The sequence below is a fragment of the Kribbella sp. NPDC104740 genome (genome assembly GCF_055583505.1).
Window position 1 is genome coordinate 38,254 of record NZ_JBVJNV010000009.1, and the last position, 19,912, is coordinate 58,165.

The following is a 19,912-nucleotide window of genomic DNA, read 5'->3' on the forward strand; positions in this document are numbered from 1 at the left end:
TCGTCAAGGCTTCTGCAGCAAGCTGCAAGAGTGCCGACTGCGGATCGCCAAGAGCCCTAGGCTTGCGCGATGGGTATCTTCTCGCGGACCAAGCGCCGTCCGCAGACCGACGGGCTGATCCTCGACCGCACCTGGGCCGACCGCGAGCTGGACGTCGCGGTCGCGGCCGTCGAGGCGGGCGACCTGGACACCGCGCTGGCCGGGTTCAAGGCGCAGACCGGCGACCGGCGGGCGGTCTGGAACGGCGGGCTGTCCGAGGCGGCCAAGGGCCGGTCGGAGCAGCTCGAGGCGCGGCTGGAGGAGGTGGGCGGCAAGGACCCCGAGCTGCTGCTGTGGCTGGCGCAGACGCTGGTGCTCGAAGGCTGGGAGGTGCGGACCGGCCGCCGGGCCAAGGACGTGTCGGACCAGCAGGCCGAGACCTTCCACCGGATCCTGCGGACCGCGCACGAGGTGGTCGAGTTGGCGATCGACGTGGCGCCCGACGACCCGACGCCGTGGACGGTTTACCAGTGGGTGGCGATCGGGCTCGGAGCCAACCTGGACACGCACGAGGCGCTGTTCCAGGAGGCGATCGCGCGGCACCCCGCCAGCTACGCCGCGCACGGCAACAAGGTGCACGCGATCGCGCCGAAGTGGTACGGGACCAGCCTCGAGGCGATGCTGGCGTTCGGAGCGGAGACGGCGGACAAGGCGGCGCCGGGAAGCGTGCTGGGCGGCGTACTGGCCAAGGCGGTGACCGAGGCGCGGCTGCACGTGTTCAGCTTCACCGACGCGGGCGCGGTGAAGAAGATCGCCGCGGCGACGAAACTGGCCAACACCTGGGCCGACCCGTTGATCGCGGCGCGCGAGAAGTGGCTGCAGCCGGGCCGTGTGCCGGAGGCGCCAGACCTGGACGCCCACAACTACTACGCCTACCTGCTGAAGAACCACCGGGAGGCGGGCCGGGCGTCGGCGGACGCGATGTTCAACCGGGTCGGGACGCTGCCCTGGGCCTACAGCGGCGACCCGCTGGAGGCGTTCGCGGAGGAGTACCGGCGCTGACGACGGGCATACAGTCAGGGGCATGACTGACATCAAGCCGCGGAGTCGTACGGTCACCGACGGGCTGGAGGCCACGGCCTCGCGCGGGATGCTGCGCGCGGTCGGGATGGGTGACGACGACTGGGCCAAGCCGCAGATCGGCGTCGCGTCCAGCTGGAACGAGATCACCCCGTGCAACCTGTCGCTGGACCGACTCGCGAAGGCGGTCAAGGACGGCGTGCACGCGGCCAGCGGGTACCCGCTGGAGTTCGGGACGATCAGCGTGTCCGACGGGATCTCGATGGGCCACGTCGGGATGCACTACTCACTGGTCAGCCGGGAGATCATCGCGGACTCGGTCGAGACCGTGATGGAGGCCGAGCGGCTGGACGGCTCGGTGCTGCTCGCGGGCTGCGACAAGTCGCTGCCGGGGATGCTGATGGCCGCCGCGCGGCTCGACCTGGCCAGCGTCTTCCTGTACGCCGGGTCGATCATGCCCGGCCGGCTCGGCGACAAGGACGTGACGATCATCGACGCGTTCGAGGCCGTCGGCGCCTGCGCGCGCGGCCTGATCAGCCGCGAGCAGGTGGACGCCGTCGAGCGCGCGATCTGCCCCGGCGAGGGCGCCTGCGGCGGGATGTACACCGCGAACACGATGGCCTCGGCGGCCGAGGCGCTCGGGATGTCGCTGCCGGGCTCGGCCGCGCCGCCCGCGGTGGACCGGCGCCGCGACGGGTTCGCCCGCAAGTCCGGCGAGGCGGTCGTCGGGCTCCTGGAGAAGGGCATCACCGCCCGCCAGATCCTCACCAAGGAAGCCTTCGAGAACGCGATCGCCGTGGTGATGGCGCTCGGCGGCTCGACGAACGCCGTACTGCACCTGCTCGCGATCGCCCGCGAGGCCGGGGTCGCGCTCACCCTCGACGACTTCAACCGGGTCGGTGACAAGGTCCCGCACCTGGGCGACCTGAAGCCGTTCGGCGCGTACGTGATGACCGACGTCGACCGGGTCGGCGGCATCCCGGTGGTGATGCGGGCGCTGCTCGACGCCGGCCTGCTGCACGGCGACTGCCTGACCGTGACCGGCAAGACGATGGCCGAGAACCTGGCCGAGATCGCGCCGCCGGACGTCGACGGCACCATCATCCGGGCGATCGACCGGCCGATCCACGGCACCGGCGGGATCACCATCCTGCGCGGCTCGCTCGCTCCCGAGGGCGCGGTGGTGAAGAGCGCGGGCTTCGACTCCGACGTGTTCGAGGGCACCGCGCGGGTCTTCGACGGCGAGCGCGGCGCGATGGACGCGGTCGAGGACGGCACCCTCCAGGCCGGTGACGTGGTGGTGATCCGGTACGAGGGGCCGAAGGGCGGTCCCGGGATGCGCGAGATGCTCGCCGTCACCGGCGCGATCAAGGGCGCCGGCCTCGGCAAGGACGTGCTGCTGCTCACCGACGGCCGCTTCTCCGGCGGTACGACGGGACTCTGCGTCGGCCACGTCGCCCCCGAGGCCGTCGACGGCGGGCCGATCGCCTTCGTCCGCGACGGTGACCGGATCACCCTCGACGTGCGTAACCGGACCCTGGAGCTGCACGTTGAAGCTGACGAACTGGAGCGCCGTAAGGTGGGCTGGTCACCGAAGGAGCCCGCGATCACCCGCGGTGTGCTCGGCAAGTACGTCCGCCTGGTCGGCTCGGCCTCCGAGGGAGCGGTCTGTATCTAAGACGCTCATCTCAGCAAATGAGACAACGCGGCGGGGAACTTGACCAGATCGGCACCGGTCGGCGACTGTTACCTGCATGCGATCGATTCTCCTCGTACTTGTGCGGCGCGCCGACTGACGCGACCACCGAGTCGAGCGCGCCCCTTCAGCCAACCCGGCAGAAGGGGCGTTTTTGTTGCCGGGGCGACTATCTGAGACCCAGAGGCCGCGCGACAACGACCACGAGCGAGGATGGATCGGTCGCGAGCAAGCCAACATCGTGACTGGACAAGGGAAGGCACTCATGAGTGAGCAGCTGACCGGGGCACAGGCTCTGATCCGCGCACTGGAACACGCCGGGGTGGACACCGTCTTCGGCATTCCGGGCGGCGCGATCCTCCCGGCGTACGACCCGATGCTCGACTCGACCCAGATCCGCCACATCCTGGTACGTCACGAGCAGGGCGCCGGGCACGCGGCCCAGGGCTACGCGTCGACCACCGGCAAGGTCGGCGTCTGCATGGCGACCTCGGGCCCGGGCGCGACCAACCTGGTCACCCCGATCGCCGACGCCTACATGGACTCGGTCCCGATGGTGGCGATCACCGGCCAGGTGGCCAGCGCCTCGATCGGCACCGACGCGTTCCAGGAAGCCGACATCCGCGGCATCACGATGCCGATCACCAAGCACAACTTCCTGGTCAACGACCCGAACGACATCGCCTCGACGATCGCCGAGGCGTTCCACATCGCCGCCACCGGCCGGCCCGGCCCGGTCCTGGTCGACGTCACCAAGGACGCGATGCAGGCCACCGTGGACTTCCAGTGGCCGACCGAGCTCTCGCTGCCCGGCTACCGCCCGGTGACCCGCCCGCACCCCAAGCAGGTGCGCGAGGCGGCCCGGCTGATCGCGGCGGCCGAGAAGCCGGTCCTGTACGTCGGCGGCGGCGTGATCCGGGCCAAGGCCTCGACCGAGCTGAAGGAGCTCGCCGAGCTGCTCGGCATCCCCGTGGTCACCACGCTGATGGCCCGCGGCGCCCTGCCCGACACGCACGAGTTGCACTTCGGCATGCCGGGCATGCACGGCTCGGTCTCGGCGGTCGGCGCGCTGCAGCGCTCGGACCTGCTGATCGCGCTCGGCGCCCGCTTCGACGACCGGGTGACCGGCAAGCTGTCGTCGTTCGCGCCGGAGGCCAAGGTCATCCACGCCGACATCGACCCGGCCGAGATCGGCAAGAACCGGGCCGCCGACGTGCCGATCGTGGGCGACTGCAAGGAGGTCATCGGCGACCTGATCGGTGCGCTGAAGGCCGAGATCGCGAGCAACGGCAAGACCCCGGACTACACCGCCTGGCGGAACCTGCTCGACTCGGTGAAGGCCAAGTACCCGGTCGGGTACGACGAGCCCGACGACGGCACGCTCTCCCCGCAGTACGTGATCCAGCGGATCGGCCAGATCGCCGGGCCGGACGCGGTCTACACCAGCGGCGTCGGCCAGCACCAGATGTGGGCGGCGCACTACCTGCCGTTCGAGAAGCCGCTGAACTGGCTGAACTCCGGCGGTCTCGGCACCATGGGCTACTCGGTGCCGGCCGCGATGGGCGCCAAGGTGGCCCGGCCGGACGCCACGGTCTGGGCGATCGACGGCGACGGCTGCTTCCAGATGACCAACCAGGAGCTGGTCACCTGCGCGCTGGAGGGCATCCCGATCAAGGTTGCCGTGATCAACAACCAGTCGCTGGGCATGGTCCGGCAGTGGCAGACGCTGTTCTACGACAAGCGCTACTCCAACACCGACCTGCACTCGGCCCGGATCCCGGACTTCGCCAAGCTGGCCGAGGCGATGGGCGGGGTCGGCCTGCGCTGCTCCGACCGCGACTCCGTCGACGCCACCATCGAGAAGGCGATGGCGGTCACCGACGCGCCGGTGGTGGTCGACTTCGTCGTGCACCGCGACGCGATGGTCTGGCCGATGGTTGCCGCCGGCACCAGCAACGACGACATCCAGATCGCCCGCGACATGGCCCCGAACTGGGACTCGGAGGAGCTGTAAATGTCCAAGCACACGCTGAGCATCCTGGTCGAGAACAAGCACGGTGTGCTGGCCCGGATCGCGGCGCTGATCTCGCGCCGCGGCTTCAACATCGACTCGCTCGCGGTCGGCCCGACCGAGCACCCGGAGATCTCCCGGATGACGATCGCGGTCAGCGTCGAGGAGCAGCCGCTGGAGCAGATCACCAAGCAGCTGAACAAGCTGGTGAACGTGATCAAGATCGTCGAGCTGGAGCCGACCCAGACCGTGCAGCGCGAGCTGGTGCTGGTCAAGGTCAAGGCCGACACCCTCACCCGCGGGCAGGTGCTGGAGACCGTCCAGCTCTTCCGTGCGAAAGTGGTGGACGTGGCCCCGGACGCGATCACCATCGAGGCGACCGGCAACCCCGAGAAGCTCGAGGCGATGATGCGGGTGCTGGAGCCGTTCGGCGTCCGCGAGCTGGTCCAGTCCGGCATGGTCGCGATCGGCCGCGGTGGCCGGTCCATCTCCGACCGCTCGCTGCGCCCGGTCCCGGTCCCGCCGCCGCACGTGGCCAACGGCGCCCCGGCGCTGCAGGCCCGCCCGGCCGCCGAGATGGCGACTTCCAGCCATCCAGTTCCTGGACCTCCGCCGGGCCACCGCCCTGCTGTCCGGTGACAATCGAACTGAAAATCAAACATTTCAGAGGAGAGAAGTAGAAGTGGCAGCAGAGATGTTCTACGACGACAACGCCGACCTGTCGGTGATCCAGGGCAAGCACGTGGCCGTTCTCGGCTACGGCTCCCAGGGCCACGCCCACGCGCTGTCGCTGCGCGACTCCGGCGTCGACGTCCGCGTCGGCCTGCCGGAAGGCTCCAAGAGCCGCGCCAAGGCCGAGGCCCAGGGTCTGCGCGTCGTCTCGCCGGCCGAGGCCTGTGAGGAGGCCGACGTGATCGTCGTGCTGGCGCCGGACCCGGCCCAGCGGGCGCTGTACAAGGAGGCCATCGAGCCGAACCTGGTCGACGGCGACGCGCTCGTCTTCGGCCACGGCTTCAACATCCGGTTCGGCTACATCAAGCCCCCGGCCGGTGTCGACGTCTTCATGGTCGCGCCGAAGGGCCCGGGTCACCTGGTCCGTCGCGAGTACTCCGAGGGCCGGGGCGTCCCGGTCCTGGTCGCGGTCGAGCAGGACGCGACCGGCAAGGCGTGGGACCTCGCGCTGGCCTACGCCAAGGGCATCGGCGGCCTGCGCGCCGGCGGTATCAAGACCACCTTCACCGAGGAGACCGAGACCGACCTGTTCGGTGAGCAGGCCGTCCTCTGCGGTGGCGTCTCGGCGCTGGTCCAGGCCGGGTTCGAGACGCTGACCGAGGCCGGCTACCAGCCGGAGGTCGCGTACTTCGAGTGCCTGCACGAGCTGAAGCTGATCGTCGACCTGATGTACGAGGGCGGCATCGCCAAGCAGCGCTGGTCGGTCTCCGACACCGCCGAGTACGGCGACTACGTCTCCGGCCCGCGGATCATCGACGCGTCGGTGAAGGCGCGGATGAAGGACGTGCTGAACGACATCGTCGACGGCACCTTCGCCGACCGCTTCATCACCGACCAGGACGCCGGCGCGCCGGAGTTCGCCGCGTTCCGCAAGGCCAGCGAGACGCACCCGATCGAGGCCGTCGGCAAGGACCTGCGCGCGCTGATGGCGTGGGTCAAGTCGCACGACGCCGACGACTACGTCGAGGGCACCGCGGCGCGCTGATCCAGCCGTACGCCGTACCGGACGCCCGGGTCACGTTGAGTGACCCGGGCGTCCGTCTGTTCTGACAGAATCGGGACTGGACCGGACAGGGGAGGGCAGGCGATGGGTGAGCAGGGCCGCCGCGAGCTGCCGCGCCCGCCGCGCCGGGTCCCGAGCTGGGCGGCGGAGAACGCCCCCGAGACCAGTGGCCCCCGGACGACGATCGAGCCGCGCCGCCGCGTGGCCGCGGCCGGCGGCGCCGGCGCGGGGAGCGGGGCGGGCGAGCTCCCACCCAGGTTTCGGCCCCGTTTCGTCTTTCCGTTGGTGGCTTTCGTGCTCGTGCTGGGCGCGGCCGCCGGGTGGCTGGTGCGGGCGGACAGCCTGAGCCTCGACGCCAAGGACGTGCAGGAAGCCGTCGGCCCCGCCGTCGTACGGGTGCTGGCGACCACCTGCGAAGGCACCGGGCAAGCGTCCGGCGTCCTGCTGCCGGGTGGGATGGTGCTGACCGCGGCGTCGGCGATCCGGTCGCCGATCTCGGTGGCGGTGCTGCTCCAGGACGGTGCGGTCCGGCGGGCGACCGTGAACGGCAGCACCTCGGACGGCGTCGCGCTGCTGTCGATGGCCGGGCCGGTGGACAAGCCGATGGCCGGCGTCGAGCAGAAGGTGCCCGACCCGAAGGCCGAGCGGGCGGTGGTCGGGTACGACCTGGGCGGCGAGCAGGTGGTGGTTCCGGCCGGCACCGCGGAGCAGCCGAGGGAGCTCGCCGGGGTGGTGGACGCCGGTGCGCTCGGCGCGCCCGTGGTCGACCGGAAGGGCCGGCTGATCGGGGTGTTCACCGGAGACACCGTTGCCGCCGGCAAGATCGTTCCGACCGCGTCGCTGCCGTTCGCCCGGAGCGTCAGCGGGCTCTTCCCCGAGCCGGTCAAGACCTGCCAGTCCCGCGGGCCGCAGACGCCGGTCGAGCCCGATCTCGCGGTGGCGAACACGCCGCTGGCGGGAGAGGTGAGCACCGCGCTCGGCGAGTACCTCGACGCGCTCAACAAGCATGACTTCGTGGCGATGCAGACCACCTACTCGACCCGGCTGCGCGGCCGCAGCTCGGCGAAGGTCGACGCGAGCAAGCACGGTACGTCGTACGCGTTCGGTGCGGTGATCGAGAAGGTCGCGGCGTCGGGGGCGGCCAGCGACGCGGACGCCGACATGACCTTCACGGTGCTGTTCTCGCCGACCAGCACGCAGGCCAACGGGCAGACCTGCGCGCAGCTGCGGATCCGGTACCACCTGGTCCGTGAGCAGCAGCGGTTGCGGATCGACGGTGCCCAGACGCTGGCCAACCGTTCAGGGTGTGACACCGACTGAGCGTCACCCTCGGCGTTTGGTAGCATCGATTTCAGCGGGCACAGCGCGGTGCTCTGATCTTTTCGAGCCCCCTACCGCTTCCAGCAGGAGTTGTCTGTCATGACTGACGCCACCCGACCCGTCGTCCTGATCGCCGAAGAGCTGTCTCCCGCCACCGTCGAGGCCCTCGGGCCGGACTTCGAGATCCGGCACGCCAACGGTGCCGACCGCGCCGAGCTGATCCCCGCGATCGCCGACGTGGACGCGATCCTGATCCGCAGCGCCACCAAGGTCGACGCCGAGGCCCTGGCCGCGGCCAAGAAGCTCAAGGTCGTCGCCCGCGCCGGCGTCGGCCTCGACAACGTCGACGTCAAGGCCGCCACCCAGGCCGGTGTGATGGTCGTGAACGCGCCGACCTCCAACATCGTGTCCGCCGCCGAGCTCGCGGTCGCGCTGCTGCTGGCCGCGGCCCGCCGGGTCCCGGCCGCCGACCAGTCGCTGAAGAACGGCGAGTGGAAGCGCAGCAAGTACTCCGGCGTCGAGCTGTTCGAGAAGACCGTCGGCATCGTCGGCCTGGGCAAGATCGGCGTCCTGGTCGCGCAGCGGCTGGCCGCCTTCGGCATGAACGTGATCGCCTACGACCCGTACGTGCAGGCCGGTCGCGCCGCGCAGATGGGCGTCCGGCTCGCCTCGCTCGACGAGCTGCTGGCCGCGTCCGACTTCATCTCCGTGCACCTGCCGAAGACGCCGGAGACGATCGGCCTGATCGGTGACGAGCAGCTGCACAAGGTCAAGCCCGAGGTGATCATCGTCAACGCCGCCCGCGGCGGCATCGTCGACGAGCAGGCGCTGTACTCCGCGCTCAAGGAGGGCCGCGTCGCGGCCGCCGGGCTGGACGTGTTCGCCAAGGAGCCGTGCACCGACTCCCCGCTGTTCGAGTTCGAGAACGTCGTCGCCACCCCGCACCTGGGCGCGTCCACCGACGAGGCGCAGGAGAAGGCCGGCATCGCCGTCGCCAAGTCCGTCCGCCTCGCGCTGTCCGGCGAGCTGGTCCCGGACGCGGTCAACGTCCAGGGCGGCGTCATCGCCGAGGAGGTCCGCCCGGGCATCCAGCTGACCGAGAAGCTGGGCCGGATCTTCACCGCGCTGGCCGGCGGCGTCGCGCAGCAGCTCGACGTCGAGGTCCGCGGCGAGATCACCCAGTACGACGTGAAGGTGCTCGAGCTGGCGGCGCTGAAGGGTGTCTTCGCCGACGTCGTCGAGGACAACGTGTCGTACGTGAACGCGCCGCTGCTGGCCGCCGAGCGGGGCCTCGAGGTCCGGCTCGTCACCGACCACGACAGCCCGGAGCACCGCAACCTGATCACCCTGCGCGGCACGCTGGCCGACGGCGGGCAGGTGTCGGTGTCCGGCACGCTGGTCGGCGTCAAGCAGTCCGAGCGGCTGGTCGAGATCGACGGGTTCGACCTGGAGATCGAGCTGTCCGCGCACCTGGCGTTCCTCAGCTACGAGGACCGGCCGGGCATCGTCGGTGCGGTCGGCCGGATCCTCGGCGAGTCCGACATCAACATCGCCGGCATGCAGGTCAGCCGGGACCGCAAGGGTGGCAAGGCGCTGGTCGCGCTGAGCGTCGACTCCAGCATCCCGCCGGCGAAGCTCGACGACATCGCGTCCGCCGTACAGGCCGACACCGCGCGCACGGTGGACCTGGAGGCCTGAGCAGGACTGTGACACTCCTGGGGGAGCACTGACCCCAGGAGACCGTCACACTGGAAAGGCAGGACCGGCCTGCCGCCCGCAGGCGCATGGCGGCCGGCCAGGGCCCGAGCCCCTCCCACCCGGGAGGCGTGGCTCGGGCCCACCTGATTTCGCCCCGCCACCTCGGATCTTCCCCGCGACTTGGCGGAGGAGAGATCTGAGGGGAGGGTCAGCGGCGGGTGGCCAGCAGTACGGCGGCGTCCGGCGCCACCATCACCTCGACCGTCGTGAACCGGCTGTCCATCAGCCATTCCTGACGCAGCGTGTCGACGCGACCTTCGTACATCGGCGGCCACACCGCCGACGGGGTGAAGTCGTCCAGTACGACGAACCCGCCGGGCTCGACGACCTCCGCGACCACGTCCCGCGCGGACAGCTTCGCCTCCCGCGCGTCGACGAACAGCAGCGAGAACGGCCCGCGCTCGATCAGCGCGGTCCAGTCCGCCTCGACGACCTCGATCCGCTCGTCGGCGGCGAACAGTTCGGCCACCGCCTTGGCCAGCTCGGGGTCACTCTCGGCGGTGACGATCTTGGTGCCCTCGGCCACGCCGCTGCGCAGCCAGGCCGAGCCGACACCGCAGCCGGTGCCGAGCTCGCCGACCGTACCGGTGCGCGACGCCGCCAGCGTCGCGAGCAGCCGGCCGGTCTCGTTGCGGGTCGAGGACACGAAACCGCGCCGGCCGGACAGGCTGAGGGCCGCCGACACCAGCGGCGGCAGTTCTGGAGGAGCGCTCACCGGTTGAGAGTTGCACAGCTTCGGTCCAGCACTGTCACTGGTATCTCACATTTCGGGACAGAGTGCCCGCATTGTGGTGAAATAGTCGGACGTCAGAGTAAATTCTGAGACACCCTGCCGCCCGCAATCCCCTTTCCGGGAGGAGCAGCATGTACGACATGTACCCAGCCAACTGGCCCGCGATCGACGGCCGCGAGCGCAAGGCGGCCCGGCGTCGCCGGCCGCGTGCGAGCAGCGAGACCGCCGCCGAGGCCCGGGCCGTCCAAGAAGCCATGAACCGCCGCGACAACGGGGGAGAACCCAAGAAGTGAGCACTCAGAAGAACTTCACGCTGGCTGTCGTCGGAGGCGACGGGATCGGCCCGGAGGTGACCGCCGAGGCCCTCAAGGTGCTCGACGCGGTCAGCGCGGTGCACGGCGTGACGTTCGAGCGCACCGAGTACGACCTGGGCGCCAAGCGCTGGCACGCCACCGGCGAGACGCTGCCGGACGCCGAGCTGGAGGCGATCCGTCAGCACGACGCGATCCTGCTCGGCGCGGTCGGTGACCCGTCGGTGCCGTCCGGCGTGCTCGAGCGCGGGCTGCTGCTCAAGCTCCGGTTCGCCCTGGACCACTACGTGAACCTGCGCCCGTCGAAGATCTACCCGTCGGTGGGTTCGCCGCTGGCCGACCCGGGCGAGGTCGACTTCGTCGTCGTCCGCGAGGGCACCGAGGGTCCGTACGTCGGCAACGGCGGCGCCCTGCGGGTCGGGACGCCGGCCGAGATCGCCACCGAGGTCTCCGTCAACACGGCGTACGGCGTGGAGCGGGTGGTCCGGGACGCGTTCGCGCGGGCCCAGGCCCGGCCGCGCAAGAAGCTCACGCTGGTGCACAAGAACAACGTGCTCGTGCACGCCGGGCACCTGTGGAAGCGGACCGTCGACGCGGTCGCGACCGAGTTCCCGGAGATCGCGGTCGACTACCTGCACGTGGACGCGGCGACCATCTTCCTGGTCACCGACCCGGCCCGGTTCGACGTGATCGTCACCGACAACCTGTTCGGCGACATCCTCACCGACCTGGCGGCCGCGATCAGCGGTGGCATCGGGCTGGCCGCGAGCGGCAACATCAACCCGGACAAGACCGCGCCGAGCATGTTCGAGCCGGTGCACGGCTCCGCGCCGGACATCGCCGGTCAGCAGAAGGCCGACCCGACCGCGGCGATCCTGTCCGCCGCGCTGCTCTGCGACCACCTCGGGCTGACCGAGGCGGCGGCCGCGATCGAGGCCGCAGTGACCGCGGACATCGAGGAGCGCACCGCCGGCGGCACCCGCTCGACGTCGGAGATCGGTGACGCGATCGCCAAGCGCGCGGCCGGGTGATGAGATGTCTTCGCTCGACTGCCGGACAGCATGCTCCGGCGGTCGGGTGGGCGCTGTCTGCGGCGCTCGCCTGACCACTGCATCGAGAGGTACGGTGCGCTCATGAGCGCCGATCTGCAGTTCTCCGTTGAGCCCAACACCCAACCGGCCAGCGACGACCAGCGCGCCTCGATCCTGGCGAACCCGGGGTTCGGGCAGTACTTCACCGACCACATGGCGATCGCCACCTGGAACCGGGAAAACGGCTGGCACGACGCGAGGATCACCGCCTTCGGGCCGCTGGAGCTGTCTCCGGCGACCTCGGTGTTCCACTACGCCCAGACCATCTTCGAGGGGATGAAGGCCTACCGGCACCCCGACGACTCGATCCACACCTTCCGCCCGGACGCGAACGCGGCCCGGTTCAACCGCTCCGCGAAGCGCCTCGCGCTGCCGGAGCTGCCGGAGGCGGCGTTCCTGGACTCGCTGACCAAGCTGGTCGAGATCGACAAGGCATGGGTCCCCGGCGGCGGCGAGACCTCGCTGTACCTGCGGCCGTTCATGTTCGGCTCGGACCCGTTCCTCGGCGTCCGCCCGTCCGCGCAGGTCACGTACTGCGTGATCGCGTCCCCGGCCGGCTCGTACTTCGCCAAGGGCGTCAAGCCGGTCCGGATCTGGCTCAGCGAGGAGTACACCCGCGCGGCCCCCGGCGGGACCGGCGCGGCCAAGACCGGTGGCAACTACGCCTCGTCGCTGCTGGCCCAGGCCGAGGCGATCGAGCAGGGCTGTGACCAGGTCGCGTTCCTGGACGCGGTCGAGAAGAAGTGGGTCGAAGAGCTCGGCGGGATGAACCTGTACTTCGTGCTCGACGACGGCTCCGTGGTCACCCCCGAGCTGTCCGGCACGATCCTCGAGGGCGTCACCCGGGACTCGATCCTGAAGCTGGTCACCGACCTCGGGCACACCGTCACCGAGCGGAAGATCTCGATCGACGAGTGGCGCGACGGCGCTGCGTCGGGCCGGATCAGCGAGGTGTTCGCCTGCGGTACGGCGGCCGTGATCACCCCGGTCGCGTCGCTGAAGTGGAACGGCGGCGAGGTCCAGGTCGCCGACGGCAACGGTGGCCCGGTGACCGCGGCGGTCCGTAGTGCGCTGCTCGACCTGCAGTACGGGCGCACCAAGGACACCCACGGCTGGATGACCCGGATCTGCTGACCGGTTTCACAGAATTCCTTCAGGTCGGTTCGGTAGGGTCGCGGCCATGAGCGACCTACCGGACGACGTCGAGCGGTACTACGCGGAACTCGCCCGGGTGCGGGAGTGGGAAGACGACACCCGGGCGGCGTTTCGCGCCTCGGTCGAGCTGATCCGCGACCTCGACCGCGGGACGGCGGCGCGCACGTTCGGCGCCAAGGCCGACGCCGACGGGACCGACCGCCTGTTCGAGGCCGTCTGGCACGAACGCGAGTGGGTCGTCGTCCGCGAGCTGCACGTCAGCGAGGACGGGACCATCACCCGGTACTGGTGGCAGCGGCTCGAGGACGAGCAGGGCGGGCTGACCGACCAGGCCCTGGACCGCGACGAGTGGGGCCTGCGGGCGCTCGACCGCGACGACTTCTACACCGCCTGGGACACCCCTGAATGGTCTCTCACGGCCTGAGATCTGGACTGCGGCGCACGCCGTAGTACTGCACGCCGTACTGGATGTTCGCTTTTCGAGACATTCCGGCCTGGTCACGACCTGCTGTGGCAGACTGAAAAATGTCATGAAGAACTTCCGGGTCATTATTGGCTAGGCGCGCTCAGCAGCAGTACCTGAGCGCGCAGACCTCTCGCACCTTGCGGGAGGTTTTTTGTTTGCCTGATGCCCCCATCCACCGGAAGGCGACCCCCGTGAGCAGACCCGACGAGTTCCACGTCTACGACACCACCCTGCGCGACGGTGCGCAGCAGGAGGGTCTGGCGCTGTCCGTGGCCGACAAGATCGCCATCGCGCAGCACCTGGACGACTTGGGCGTCGGTTTCATCGAGGGCGGCTGGCCGGGCGCGGTCCCGAAGGACACCGAGTTCTTCGCGCGGGCCCGTACCGAGCTGCACCTGCGGCACGCGACGTTCGCGGCCTTCGGCGCGACCTGCAAGCCGGGTGCGGCCGCAGCCGACGACCCGCAGGTCGCCGCGCTGCGCGACTCCGGAGCCGGCGTCGTCACGTTGGTTGCCAAGAGCCACGACGCGCACGTCGAGCGGGCGCTGCGCACGACGCTCGACGAGAACCTGCGGATGGTCGCCGACACCGTGAAGCACCTGCGCGAGCACGGGCAGCGGGTGTTCCTCGACACCGAGCACTTCTTCGACGGCTTCAAGGCCAACAAGGCGTACGCGCTCGAGGTGGTCCGGGTCGCGGCCGAGGCCGGCGCCGACGTGGTCGCGCTCTGCGACACCAACGGCGGCTCGCTGCCGCGGGAGCTGCAGGACGTCGTACGGGAGGTGCTGGAGACGACCGGGGCGCGGCTCGGCATCCACGCCCACAACGACGGTGGGTGCGCGGTGGCGAACTCGATCGCGGCAGTGGAGGCCGGGGCGACGCACGTGCAGGGCACCGTCAACGGGTACGGCGAACGCACCGGCAACGCCGACCTGCTCGCCGTGGTCGCGAACCTGGAGCTGAAGCGCGGGATGGAGCTGCTCCCGCCGGGCAAGCTGGCCGAGTCGTTCCGGATCGCGCACGCGATCGCCGAGGTCACCAACGTGCCGATGTCGGCCCGGCAGCCGTACGTCGGGCTGTCGGCGTTCGCGCACAAGGCCGGGCTGCACGCGAGCGCGATCAAGGTCGACCCGGATCTCTACCAGCACACGGATCCGGCGCTGGTCGGCAACGACATGCGGATGCTCGTCTCGGAGATGGCCGGGCGGGCCAGCGTGGAGCTGAAGGGTCGCGAGCTCGGGTTCGACCTCGGCAACGACAAGGAACTGGTCGGGCGGGTGACCGAGCGGGTGAAGGAGATGGAGGCCCGCGGCTACACGTTCGAGTCGGCGGACGCGTCGTTCGAGCTGCTGCTCACCGAGGAGGTGACCGGCGAGCGGGCGAGCTTCTTCGACGTCGAGTCGTGGCGGGTGATCACCGAGTCGCGTGCCGAGGGAGAGGCGGTCTCCGAGGCGACGGTGAAGCTGGTCGCCGGTGGCGACCGCGAGGTCGTGACGGGTGAGGGGAACGGGCCGGTCAACGCGCTCGACCACGCGCTGCGGGCGGCGATCGAGCGCGCGTACCCGGTGGTGAACAAGTTCGACCTGGTGGACTACAAGGTGCGGATCCTCGACCAGGGACACGGGACGGACGCGGTGATCAGAGTCCTGATCCAGACCGCCGACGGCGAGGGGTCCTGGGTGACGGTCGGGGTCGGCCACAACATCGTCGAGGCGTCCTGGGAGGCGCTGGTCGACGGGGTCACGTTCGGTTTGCTGCGCCACAAGGAGGTAGTGCGATGACTGCTGTCGTTTCCGCTCCCGAGTACGCCGGGCCTGAGCTGGTCGAGCGCCCGATGACCGTCTTCACCGCGCAGATCGTCGAGACGACGGGACTGCTCGCGCGGATCGCCGTGCTGCTCAACCCGTACGACGTGCGCACGATCAACCTGTGCCTGGAGCGGTGCGAGCTGCGGATCGTTGTCGAGGGCAATGGGTTCGACGCCGGCCGGGTGGCGGCCCGGCTCGACAAGGTGGTCGGTGTGCTGGACGTCAGCTACAGCTGAGTCGGCGCGTTCTGCGACTCCAGCAGGTCGAGGCCGAGGGCGGCGGTCCAGCTGAAGGTCTGGGCGCCGCGCGGCGAGCCGTCGTACGGGTCGACGTACTCGGCGAAGTCGGTGCTGCCGGCGAGCGCGAGCAGGTCGTCTTTGACGTGTTCGGCGTCTGCGTGGGCGCCGACTGCTTGGAGGCCGCGGTGGATCAGCCAGGCGGTGTTGAACCAGCTGGGGCCTCGCCAGTAGCGCTTGCGCTCGAAGGCGGGGCCGGTGAGGTCGTAGCTGGGGACGAGGTGGACCTGGCCGAGCTTGAAGTGGTCGCTGCGGGCGGTGGCCAGCAGGTCGGCGGCCTGGGGGAGACCGGGGACGATCAGGGGGATCAGCCCGGAGATCGTGCGTGCCGGCACGAGGTCTGTGTGCAGGTCCCGGGCGTGAAACAGATCTTCTGAGAAGAGCTGTCCCAGGGCATGGGTCAGTTCTTCTGCCGCCTTCAGGTGGTGGGCGGGGTCCAGGCCGAGGTACTCCGCGATGTCGGCGAGGGCGTGCTCCGAAGTGATGAGCAGCGCGTTGAACGCCGGGTCCTCCAGGGCGAACTCGAACGGCGTGGTCGCGTCGTCGTACTGGTGATCGCGGTACGTCGCCGCGAGCTGGACGTAGCGGGCGTAGTCGAGGTTCGTGGGGCGGTCGGTCGGGTTGGCGTGGTTGGTGTCCTGGCGGGTGAAGGAGTCCAGCGGTGCCGGGGTGACGCGTGCGAGCGCGTCGTCCCAGGCCGGGCTGTTGTCCATCCCGGACTCCCACGGGTGCACGATCGCGACCAGGCCGTGGCCGCCGAGGTCGCGGCGGGTGCGGAGATAGGTGTGCCAGGCAACGAGCTTCGGGTAGACGCGCGGCAGGAAGTTCCGGCGTACGGACTCGGCCTCGTCGGCCTGGTGGGTGAGCCAGGCCGCCAGCGCGTGGACCGGCGGCTGGATGATGCCGGAGGTCTCGACGCCGCCGACCGTGGTGGCCTGCCAGAAGTCGGGGCCGGGGAAGTAGGCGTCGCGGGCAACGGCGGGGGAGAAACTGATGTGCGGGATCCGGCCGTCGGACCACTGGGAGCCGAGCAGCGACTCCAGCTCGACCTGGGCCCGACGCGGTGACAGGTGCCGCAGACCGATCGCGATGAACGCCGAGTCCCAGCTCCACTGGTGCGGGTACAGCGACCGCGACGGGACCGTCGAGTGCCCGATCCAGTTGCCCAGCAGCACCCGCTCAGCAGCTTGACGCAAACTCACACGTACCGCCTGACCACCGACGGGATGGACCGCACGGCCTCGACCGGGTCGCCGGTGAGACGGCACTCGACGGCGAGGTAGCGGTCGTAGCCGATGGCATCGAGTGCACCGAGGAACGCGGCCCAGTCGAGGTGGCCGGCGCCGGGCTGGAAGCGGTTGGAGTCGCTCAGCTGGACGTGGCCGATGTAGGGCGCCTGGGCAACGATCGAGGCGGACGGGTCGGTCTCCTCGATGTTCATGTGGTAGCTGTCGATGCCGATCTTGACCGAGTCGAGCCCGACCGCCTGGATCAGCTCGGCGGCCTGGTCGAGGCGGTTGATCATGTGGTCCTCGTACCGGTTCAGCGGCTCGAGGAACAGCTCGACGCCCGCGGCCGCGGCGTGCTCGCCGAGCTCGCGCAGGCCGTCGAGCAGCACCTCGCGGTCACCGGCCTCGTCGCGCGGCGGCTCGAACGGCGGGAGCCGGCGCGAGAACATCCCGTACGACGTCGGCGTCTGCGCGCCGAGCCCGCCGAGCTCGGCGATCACGGTCAGCTCGTCCTTCATCTGCACGATCGCGTCGGCGCGCTGGACGGCGTCGAAGGCGCCGAAGAAGTGCAGCATGTCGACACAGACGGTCGGCATCACGACGCCCTCGGCCTGCGCTTTCTGCAGCTCCGGCAGCCGGTCGCGGAAGCTGCGGTCGCCCTTGCCGCGCAGCTCGATCCCGTCGTACCCGGCGGCGGTGGCGAACTCCCACTTCTCCGGCAACGTCGCCCCCGGCAACAGTTGCTCCTGGCATGCGATCTTCATCAGAACTCCAGTACTACTTGCAGGGCGTCACCGGGACGCGTGTCGAGCAGGACGTAGGCGTCGGCGGCGTCTTCGACGGGGACGCGGTGGGTGATCAACGGCTCGGGGTCGACCGCGCCGCGGCCGACCAGCTCGAGGAAGCCGCGCTGAAGGCGGTCGACGGACCAACGGTTGGCGACCTCGGGCGGGACGCCGCCGATCTGTGAGCTGATCAGCTCGACGCGGTTGTGGTGGAACTCCTCGCCGAGGCGCAGGCCGTTGCCGTCGCCCTGGTAGAAGCCGGAGGCAACCACGCGCCCGCCGACGCCGACCGAGCGGATGGCCTCGTGGAGGGCGGGGTAGACGCCGGACAGCTCGATTGCGGTGTCCACCGGATGGATCTGCTCTGCAGCTGTGCCGGGGGCGAAGGAAGCAACAGCGCCGTATCTCAGGGACTCCTCACGGCGGGCTTCGACGGCGTCGATGGTGACTACTTGTGCGCCGGAAAGTGTGGCGAGCCGAGTGGCCAGGAGGCCGATCACGCCTTGGCCGTAGATGGCCACCACGTCGCCGAGGGTGATGCGGGCCGAGAGGATCGCGTTGTAGGCGATGGCGCCGACTCGTGTGAAGGAGGCTGCCGCGAGGGAGACGCCGGTGGGAAGTTGGTGGCCGGTGAGTTTGTCGGCGGGGAGGACTGCTTCGCTGCGGTGGCCCCAGATGCCCCAGACCTGGTCGCCGACCGACAGCCCGGCGACGTCGTCGGCGACCTCGGTGACCTCGCCGGACTCCGAATAGCCCCAGCCGACGACCGGGAAGGCGACGCCCGCCTCGGCGTCGCGGAAGATCCGCGCGTCGGCGTCCCAGGTGCGGGTCAGGTACGGGTTCGTCCCCCGGTACGCCGTGAGCTCGGTGCCGGCCGAGATGCCGGAGTACGCCGTACGGACGCGGACGTGACCGGGCGGGAGCGGTGGCGGGTCGAAGTCGACCACCTCGGCCACCCGGGGAGCGGAGAACTGCACGACGCGAGCCACGGAAACCTCCAGAGCGACAGACTTAGGTCTTGTCAAAATACAATAGTCCTGATGTTATGCGTAAGTCAGCTCCCTCAGGAGGATAGATGTCACGCTTCATCAGGGCGCTCTCCGTGGCGACGGCGCTCCTGCTGCTGAGTTCGTGCGGGAACGACTCCACCGCCGGCGACGAGCGCAGCATCACCGTGTGGTCGCTCGAGAACGTGTCCGGGCGGCTGGAGACCACCCGGGCGATCTTCGAGAAGTTCACCGCCGAGACCGGGATCCAGGTGAAGCTGGTCGGTGTCGACGAGCCGCAGCTGAGCCAGCTGGTGATGTCCGCCGCGGCCGCCGGGAAGCTCCCGGACGTGATCGGCGCGGTCCCGCTGGCCGCGATCCAGCAGCTGTCCAGCAACGGTCTGCTCAACCCCGACGCGGCCGGCCAGGTCGTCGACGAGCTCGGGCCGAAGACCTTCGACCAGCGCGCGCTCGATCTGACCCGCAACGGCGATCAGCAGCTCGCCGTACCGTCGGACAGCTGGACGCAGCTGCTCTACTACCGCAAGGACCTGTTCGCGCAGGCCGGGCTGGCCGAGCCCACGTCGTACGCCGCGATCGAGAAAGCGGCGCAGACGCTCGACAAGGACGGCACCGAGGGCATCTCGATCGCCACCGACCCGGCCGACCCGTTCACCCAGCAGAGCTTCGAGTACTTCGGTCTGGCCAACAACTGTCAGCTGGTCGATGCCCAGGGCAAGATCACGCTGGACAGCCCGCCGTGCCAGGGGGCGTTCCGCTTCTACGGCGACCTGGCCACCAAGTACTCCGCGGCCGGCACCCAGACCGTCGACTCCACCCGCGCGTCGTACTTCGCGGGGAAGTCGGCGATGGTGGTCTGGTCCTCGTTCCTGCTCGACGAGCTGGCCGGGCTGCGCGAGGACGCGCTGCCGAGCTGCGAGCCGTGCGCGAAGGACAAGGGCTGGCTGGCCCGCAACACCGGTGTCGTGACCGCGGTCCAGGGCCCGGACGGCGCCGAGCCGGCGCAGTTCGGTGAGGTGACCGGCTGGACGGTGACGAAGACCGCGAAGGCCGACGCGTCGGAGCAGCTCGTCGAGTACATGCTCGACCAGGGCTACGAGGACTGGTTCGGGATGGCGGCCGAGGGCAAGTTCCCGGTCCGGCACGGGACGGCGGCCGACCCGGACAAGTTCGACCAGGCCTGGGACAAGGCCGACATCGGCGTCGACACCCGCAAGCCGCTGGCCGCGATCTACCCGGCGCCGGTGATCGCCGAGCTGCGCGGCGGCATCGGCAAGATGCAGCGCTGGGGGATCACGCAGGGGCAGGGCGCGCTGGTCGGCGCCACGCTCGGCGAACTACCGGTGCCGAAGGCAATCAGTGCGCTGGCCAGTGGGCAGGTCGATGCCGACGAAGCCGCACAGCAGGCGACCGACGACGTCGCCGCGATCCAGGACTCGCTCGGGTGAGGCG

At 70.1% G+C, this 19,912-nt stretch carries 18 protein-coding genes; 14 read left to right on the forward strand and 4 right to left on the reverse strand.

Features of this window, described 5'->3' with window-relative positions; genetic code table 11:
* The first annotated feature begins 69 nt into the window (after window positions 1-69).
* The 7 genes from ACZ6Z4_RS34240 to serA all read left to right on the forward strand — a co-directional run bounded on the left by ACZ6Z4_RS34240 (window position 70) and on the right by serA (window position 9,519).
* The gene (locus ACZ6Z4_RS34240; RefSeq protein ID WP_465574575.1) at window positions 70-1,041 is read left to right on the forward strand and encodes a hypothetical protein; all 972 of its coding nucleotides are present in this window, start codon (window positions 70-72) and stop codon (window positions 1,039-1,041) included.
* A gap of 22 nt (window positions 1,042-1,063) precedes the next feature.
* Window positions 1,064-2,737, forward strand: coding sequence for a dihydroxy-acid dehydratase (gene ilvD / locus ACZ6Z4_RS34245; RefSeq protein WP_363676447.1), 1,674 nt, complete (start codon window positions 1,064-1,066; stop codon window positions 2,735-2,737).
* 256 nt (window positions 2,738-2,993) lie between these two features.
* Window positions 2,994-4,769, forward strand: a complete 1,776-nt coding sequence (locus ACZ6Z4_RS34250) for an acetolactate synthase large subunit (RefSeq protein ID WP_465575394.1) — start codon at window positions 2,994-2,996, stop codon at window positions 4,767-4,769.
* Window positions 4,770-5,405 (forward strand): acetolactate synthase small subunit, encoded by a 636-nt coding sequence (ilvN, locus tag ACZ6Z4_RS34255; protein WP_465574579.1) that lies wholly within the window; start codon window positions 4,770-4,772, stop codon window positions 5,403-5,405.
* 55 nt (window positions 5,406-5,460) lie between these two features.
* On the forward strand, window positions 5,461-6,483 hold the full coding sequence (gene ilvC, locus ACZ6Z4_RS34260; protein WP_465575396.1) for a ketol-acid reductoisomerase: 1,023 nt from the start codon (window positions 5,461-5,463) through the stop codon (window positions 6,481-6,483).
* A gap of 102 nt (window positions 6,484-6,585) precedes the next feature.
* Window positions 6,586-7,821, forward strand: coding sequence for a S1 family peptidase (locus ACZ6Z4_RS34265; protein WP_465574583.1), 1,236 nt, complete (start codon window positions 6,586-6,588; stop codon window positions 7,819-7,821).
* A 99-nt stretch (window positions 7,822-7,920) separates the two neighbouring features.
* Window positions 7,921-9,519, forward strand: a complete 1,599-nt coding sequence (serA, locus tag ACZ6Z4_RS34270; protein WP_465574587.1) for a phosphoglycerate dehydrogenase — start codon at window positions 7,921-7,923, stop codon at window positions 9,517-9,519.
* 208 nt (window positions 9,520-9,727) lie between these two features.
* Here the strand turns inward: serA and ACZ6Z4_RS34275 are convergent, their stop codons facing one another.
* A complete protein-coding gene (locus ACZ6Z4_RS34275; RefSeq protein WP_363676443.1) occupies window positions 9,728-10,294 on the reverse strand; it encodes an O-methyltransferase in 567 nt (188 codons plus the stop codon).
* A gap of 149 nt (window positions 10,295-10,443) precedes the next feature.
* On the opposite strand from ACZ6Z4_RS34275, the gene ACZ6Z4_RS34280 reads away from it, so the two are divergent.
* The 6 genes from ACZ6Z4_RS34280 (at window position 10,444) to ACZ6Z4_RS34305 (ending at window position 15,379) form a co-directional block, all read left to right on the forward strand.
* The gene (locus ACZ6Z4_RS34280; protein WP_363676442.1) at window positions 10,444-10,605 is read left to right on the forward strand and encodes a hypothetical protein; all 162 of its coding nucleotides are present in this window, start codon (window positions 10,444-10,446) and stop codon (window positions 10,603-10,605) included.
* Window positions 10,602-11,654, forward strand: a complete 1,053-nt coding sequence (locus tag ACZ6Z4_RS34285; RefSeq protein ID WP_465574591.1) for a 3-isopropylmalate dehydrogenase — start codon at window positions 10,602-10,604, stop codon at window positions 11,652-11,654. The genes ACZ6Z4_RS34280 and ACZ6Z4_RS34285 overlap by 4 nt, the downstream gene beginning before the upstream one ends.
* Window positions 11,655-11,756: 102 nt before the next feature.
* On the forward strand, window positions 11,757-12,848 hold the full coding sequence (locus ACZ6Z4_RS34290; protein ID WP_363676440.1) for a branched-chain amino acid aminotransferase: 1,092 nt from the start codon (window positions 11,757-11,759) through the stop codon (window positions 12,846-12,848).
* 46 nt (window positions 12,849-12,894) lie between these two features.
* Window positions 12,895-13,293 carry a hypothetical protein gene (locus ACZ6Z4_RS34295; RefSeq protein WP_465574595.1) on the forward strand — a complete coding sequence of 133 codons (399 nt, stop codon included), beginning with the start codon at window positions 12,895-12,897 and terminating at the stop codon, window positions 13,291-13,293.
* Between the two features lie 233 nt (window positions 13,294-13,526).
* Window positions 13,527-15,116 (forward strand): citramalate synthase, encoded by a 1,590-nt coding sequence (gene cimA, locus ACZ6Z4_RS34300; protein ID WP_465574598.1) that lies wholly within the window; start codon window positions 13,527-13,529, stop codon window positions 15,114-15,116.
* Window positions 15,113-15,379: a hypothetical protein gene (locus ACZ6Z4_RS34305; RefSeq protein ID WP_465574601.1), complete on the forward strand. Its 267-nt coding sequence runs from the start codon at window positions 15,113-15,115 to the stop codon at window positions 15,377-15,379. The genes cimA and ACZ6Z4_RS34305 overlap by 4 nt, the downstream gene beginning before the upstream one ends.
* Here ACZ6Z4_RS34305 and ACZ6Z4_RS34310 read toward each other — a convergent pair.
* Genes ACZ6Z4_RS34310 through ACZ6Z4_RS34320 form a run of 3 tightly spaced genes read right to left on the reverse strand, consistent with a single transcriptional unit; the run spans window position 15,370 to window position 18,442 of the window.
* Entirely contained in the window at window positions 15,370-16,641 is a 1,272-nt protein-coding gene (locus ACZ6Z4_RS34310) for an MGH1-like glycoside hydrolase domain-containing protein (RefSeq protein ID WP_465574604.1), read from the reverse strand. The two genes, ACZ6Z4_RS34305 and ACZ6Z4_RS34310, sit on opposite strands and share 10 nt — an antisense overlap.
* Window positions 16,638-17,432, reverse strand: a complete 795-nt coding sequence (locus ACZ6Z4_RS34315) for a sugar phosphate isomerase/epimerase family protein (RefSeq protein ID WP_465574607.1) — start codon at window positions 17,430-17,432, stop codon at window positions 16,638-16,640. Before ACZ6Z4_RS34315 ends, ACZ6Z4_RS34310 begins: the two co-directional genes overlap by 4 nt.
* Window positions 17,432-18,442, reverse strand: a complete 1,011-nt coding sequence (locus ACZ6Z4_RS34320; protein ID WP_465574610.1) for a zinc-binding dehydrogenase — start codon at window positions 18,440-18,442, stop codon at window positions 17,432-17,434. The genes ACZ6Z4_RS34315 and ACZ6Z4_RS34320 overlap by 1 nt, the downstream gene beginning before the upstream one ends.
* Before the next feature lie 86 nt (window positions 18,443-18,528).
* Between ACZ6Z4_RS34320 and ACZ6Z4_RS34325 the strand changes: the two genes are divergently transcribed.
* Complete coding sequence (locus tag ACZ6Z4_RS34325; RefSeq protein ID WP_465574613.1) at window positions 18,529-19,908, forward strand: ABC transporter substrate-binding protein; 1,380 nt, start codon at window positions 18,529-18,531, stop codon at window positions 19,906-19,908.
* Window positions 19,909-19,912: the final 4 nt, after the last annotated feature.

Coding starts and splice junctions, on each gene's coding strand:
- ACZ6Z4_RS34315 (WP_465574607.1), bottom strand. CDS start 17,432: ATGAAGATCGCATGCCAGGAGCAACTGTTGCCGGGGGCGACGTTGCCG.
- ilvN (WP_465574579.1), top strand. CDS start 4,770: ATGTCCAAGCACACGCTGAGCATCCTGGTCGAGAACAAGCACGGTGTG.
- ACZ6Z4_RS34265 (WP_465574583.1), top strand. CDS start 6,586: ATGGGTGAGCAGGGCCGCCGCGAGCTGCCGCGCCCGCCGCGCCGGGTC.
- ACZ6Z4_RS34240 (WP_465574575.1), top strand. CDS start 70: ATGGGTATCTTCTCGCGGACCAAGCGCCGTCCGCAGACCGACGGGCTG.
- ilvC (WP_465575396.1), top strand. CDS start 5,461: ATGTTCTACGACGACAACGCCGACCTGTCGGTGATCCAGGGCAAGCAC.
- ACZ6Z4_RS34325 (WP_465574613.1), top strand. CDS start 18,529: ATGTCACGCTTCATCAGGGCGCTCTCCGTGGCGACGGCGCTCCTGCTG.
- ACZ6Z4_RS34290 (WP_363676440.1), top strand. CDS start 11,757: ATGAGCGCCGATCTGCAGTTCTCCGTTGAGCCCAACACCCAACCGGCC.
- ACZ6Z4_RS34280 (WP_363676442.1), top strand. CDS start 10,444: ATGTACGACATGTACCCAGCCAACTGGCCCGCGATCGACGGCCGCGAG.
- ACZ6Z4_RS34295 (WP_465574595.1), top strand. CDS start 12,895: ATGAGCGACCTACCGGACGACGTCGAGCGGTACTACGCGGAACTCGCC.
- serA (WP_465574587.1), top strand. CDS start 7,921: ATGACTGACGCCACCCGACCCGTCGTCCTGATCGCCGAAGAGCTGTCT.
- ilvD (WP_363676447.1), top strand. CDS start 1,064: ATGACTGACATCAAGCCGCGGAGTCGTACGGTCACCGACGGGCTGGAG.
- ACZ6Z4_RS34305 (WP_465574601.1), top strand. CDS start 15,113: ATGACTGCTGTCGTTTCCGCTCCCGAGTACGCCGGGCCTGAGCTGGTC.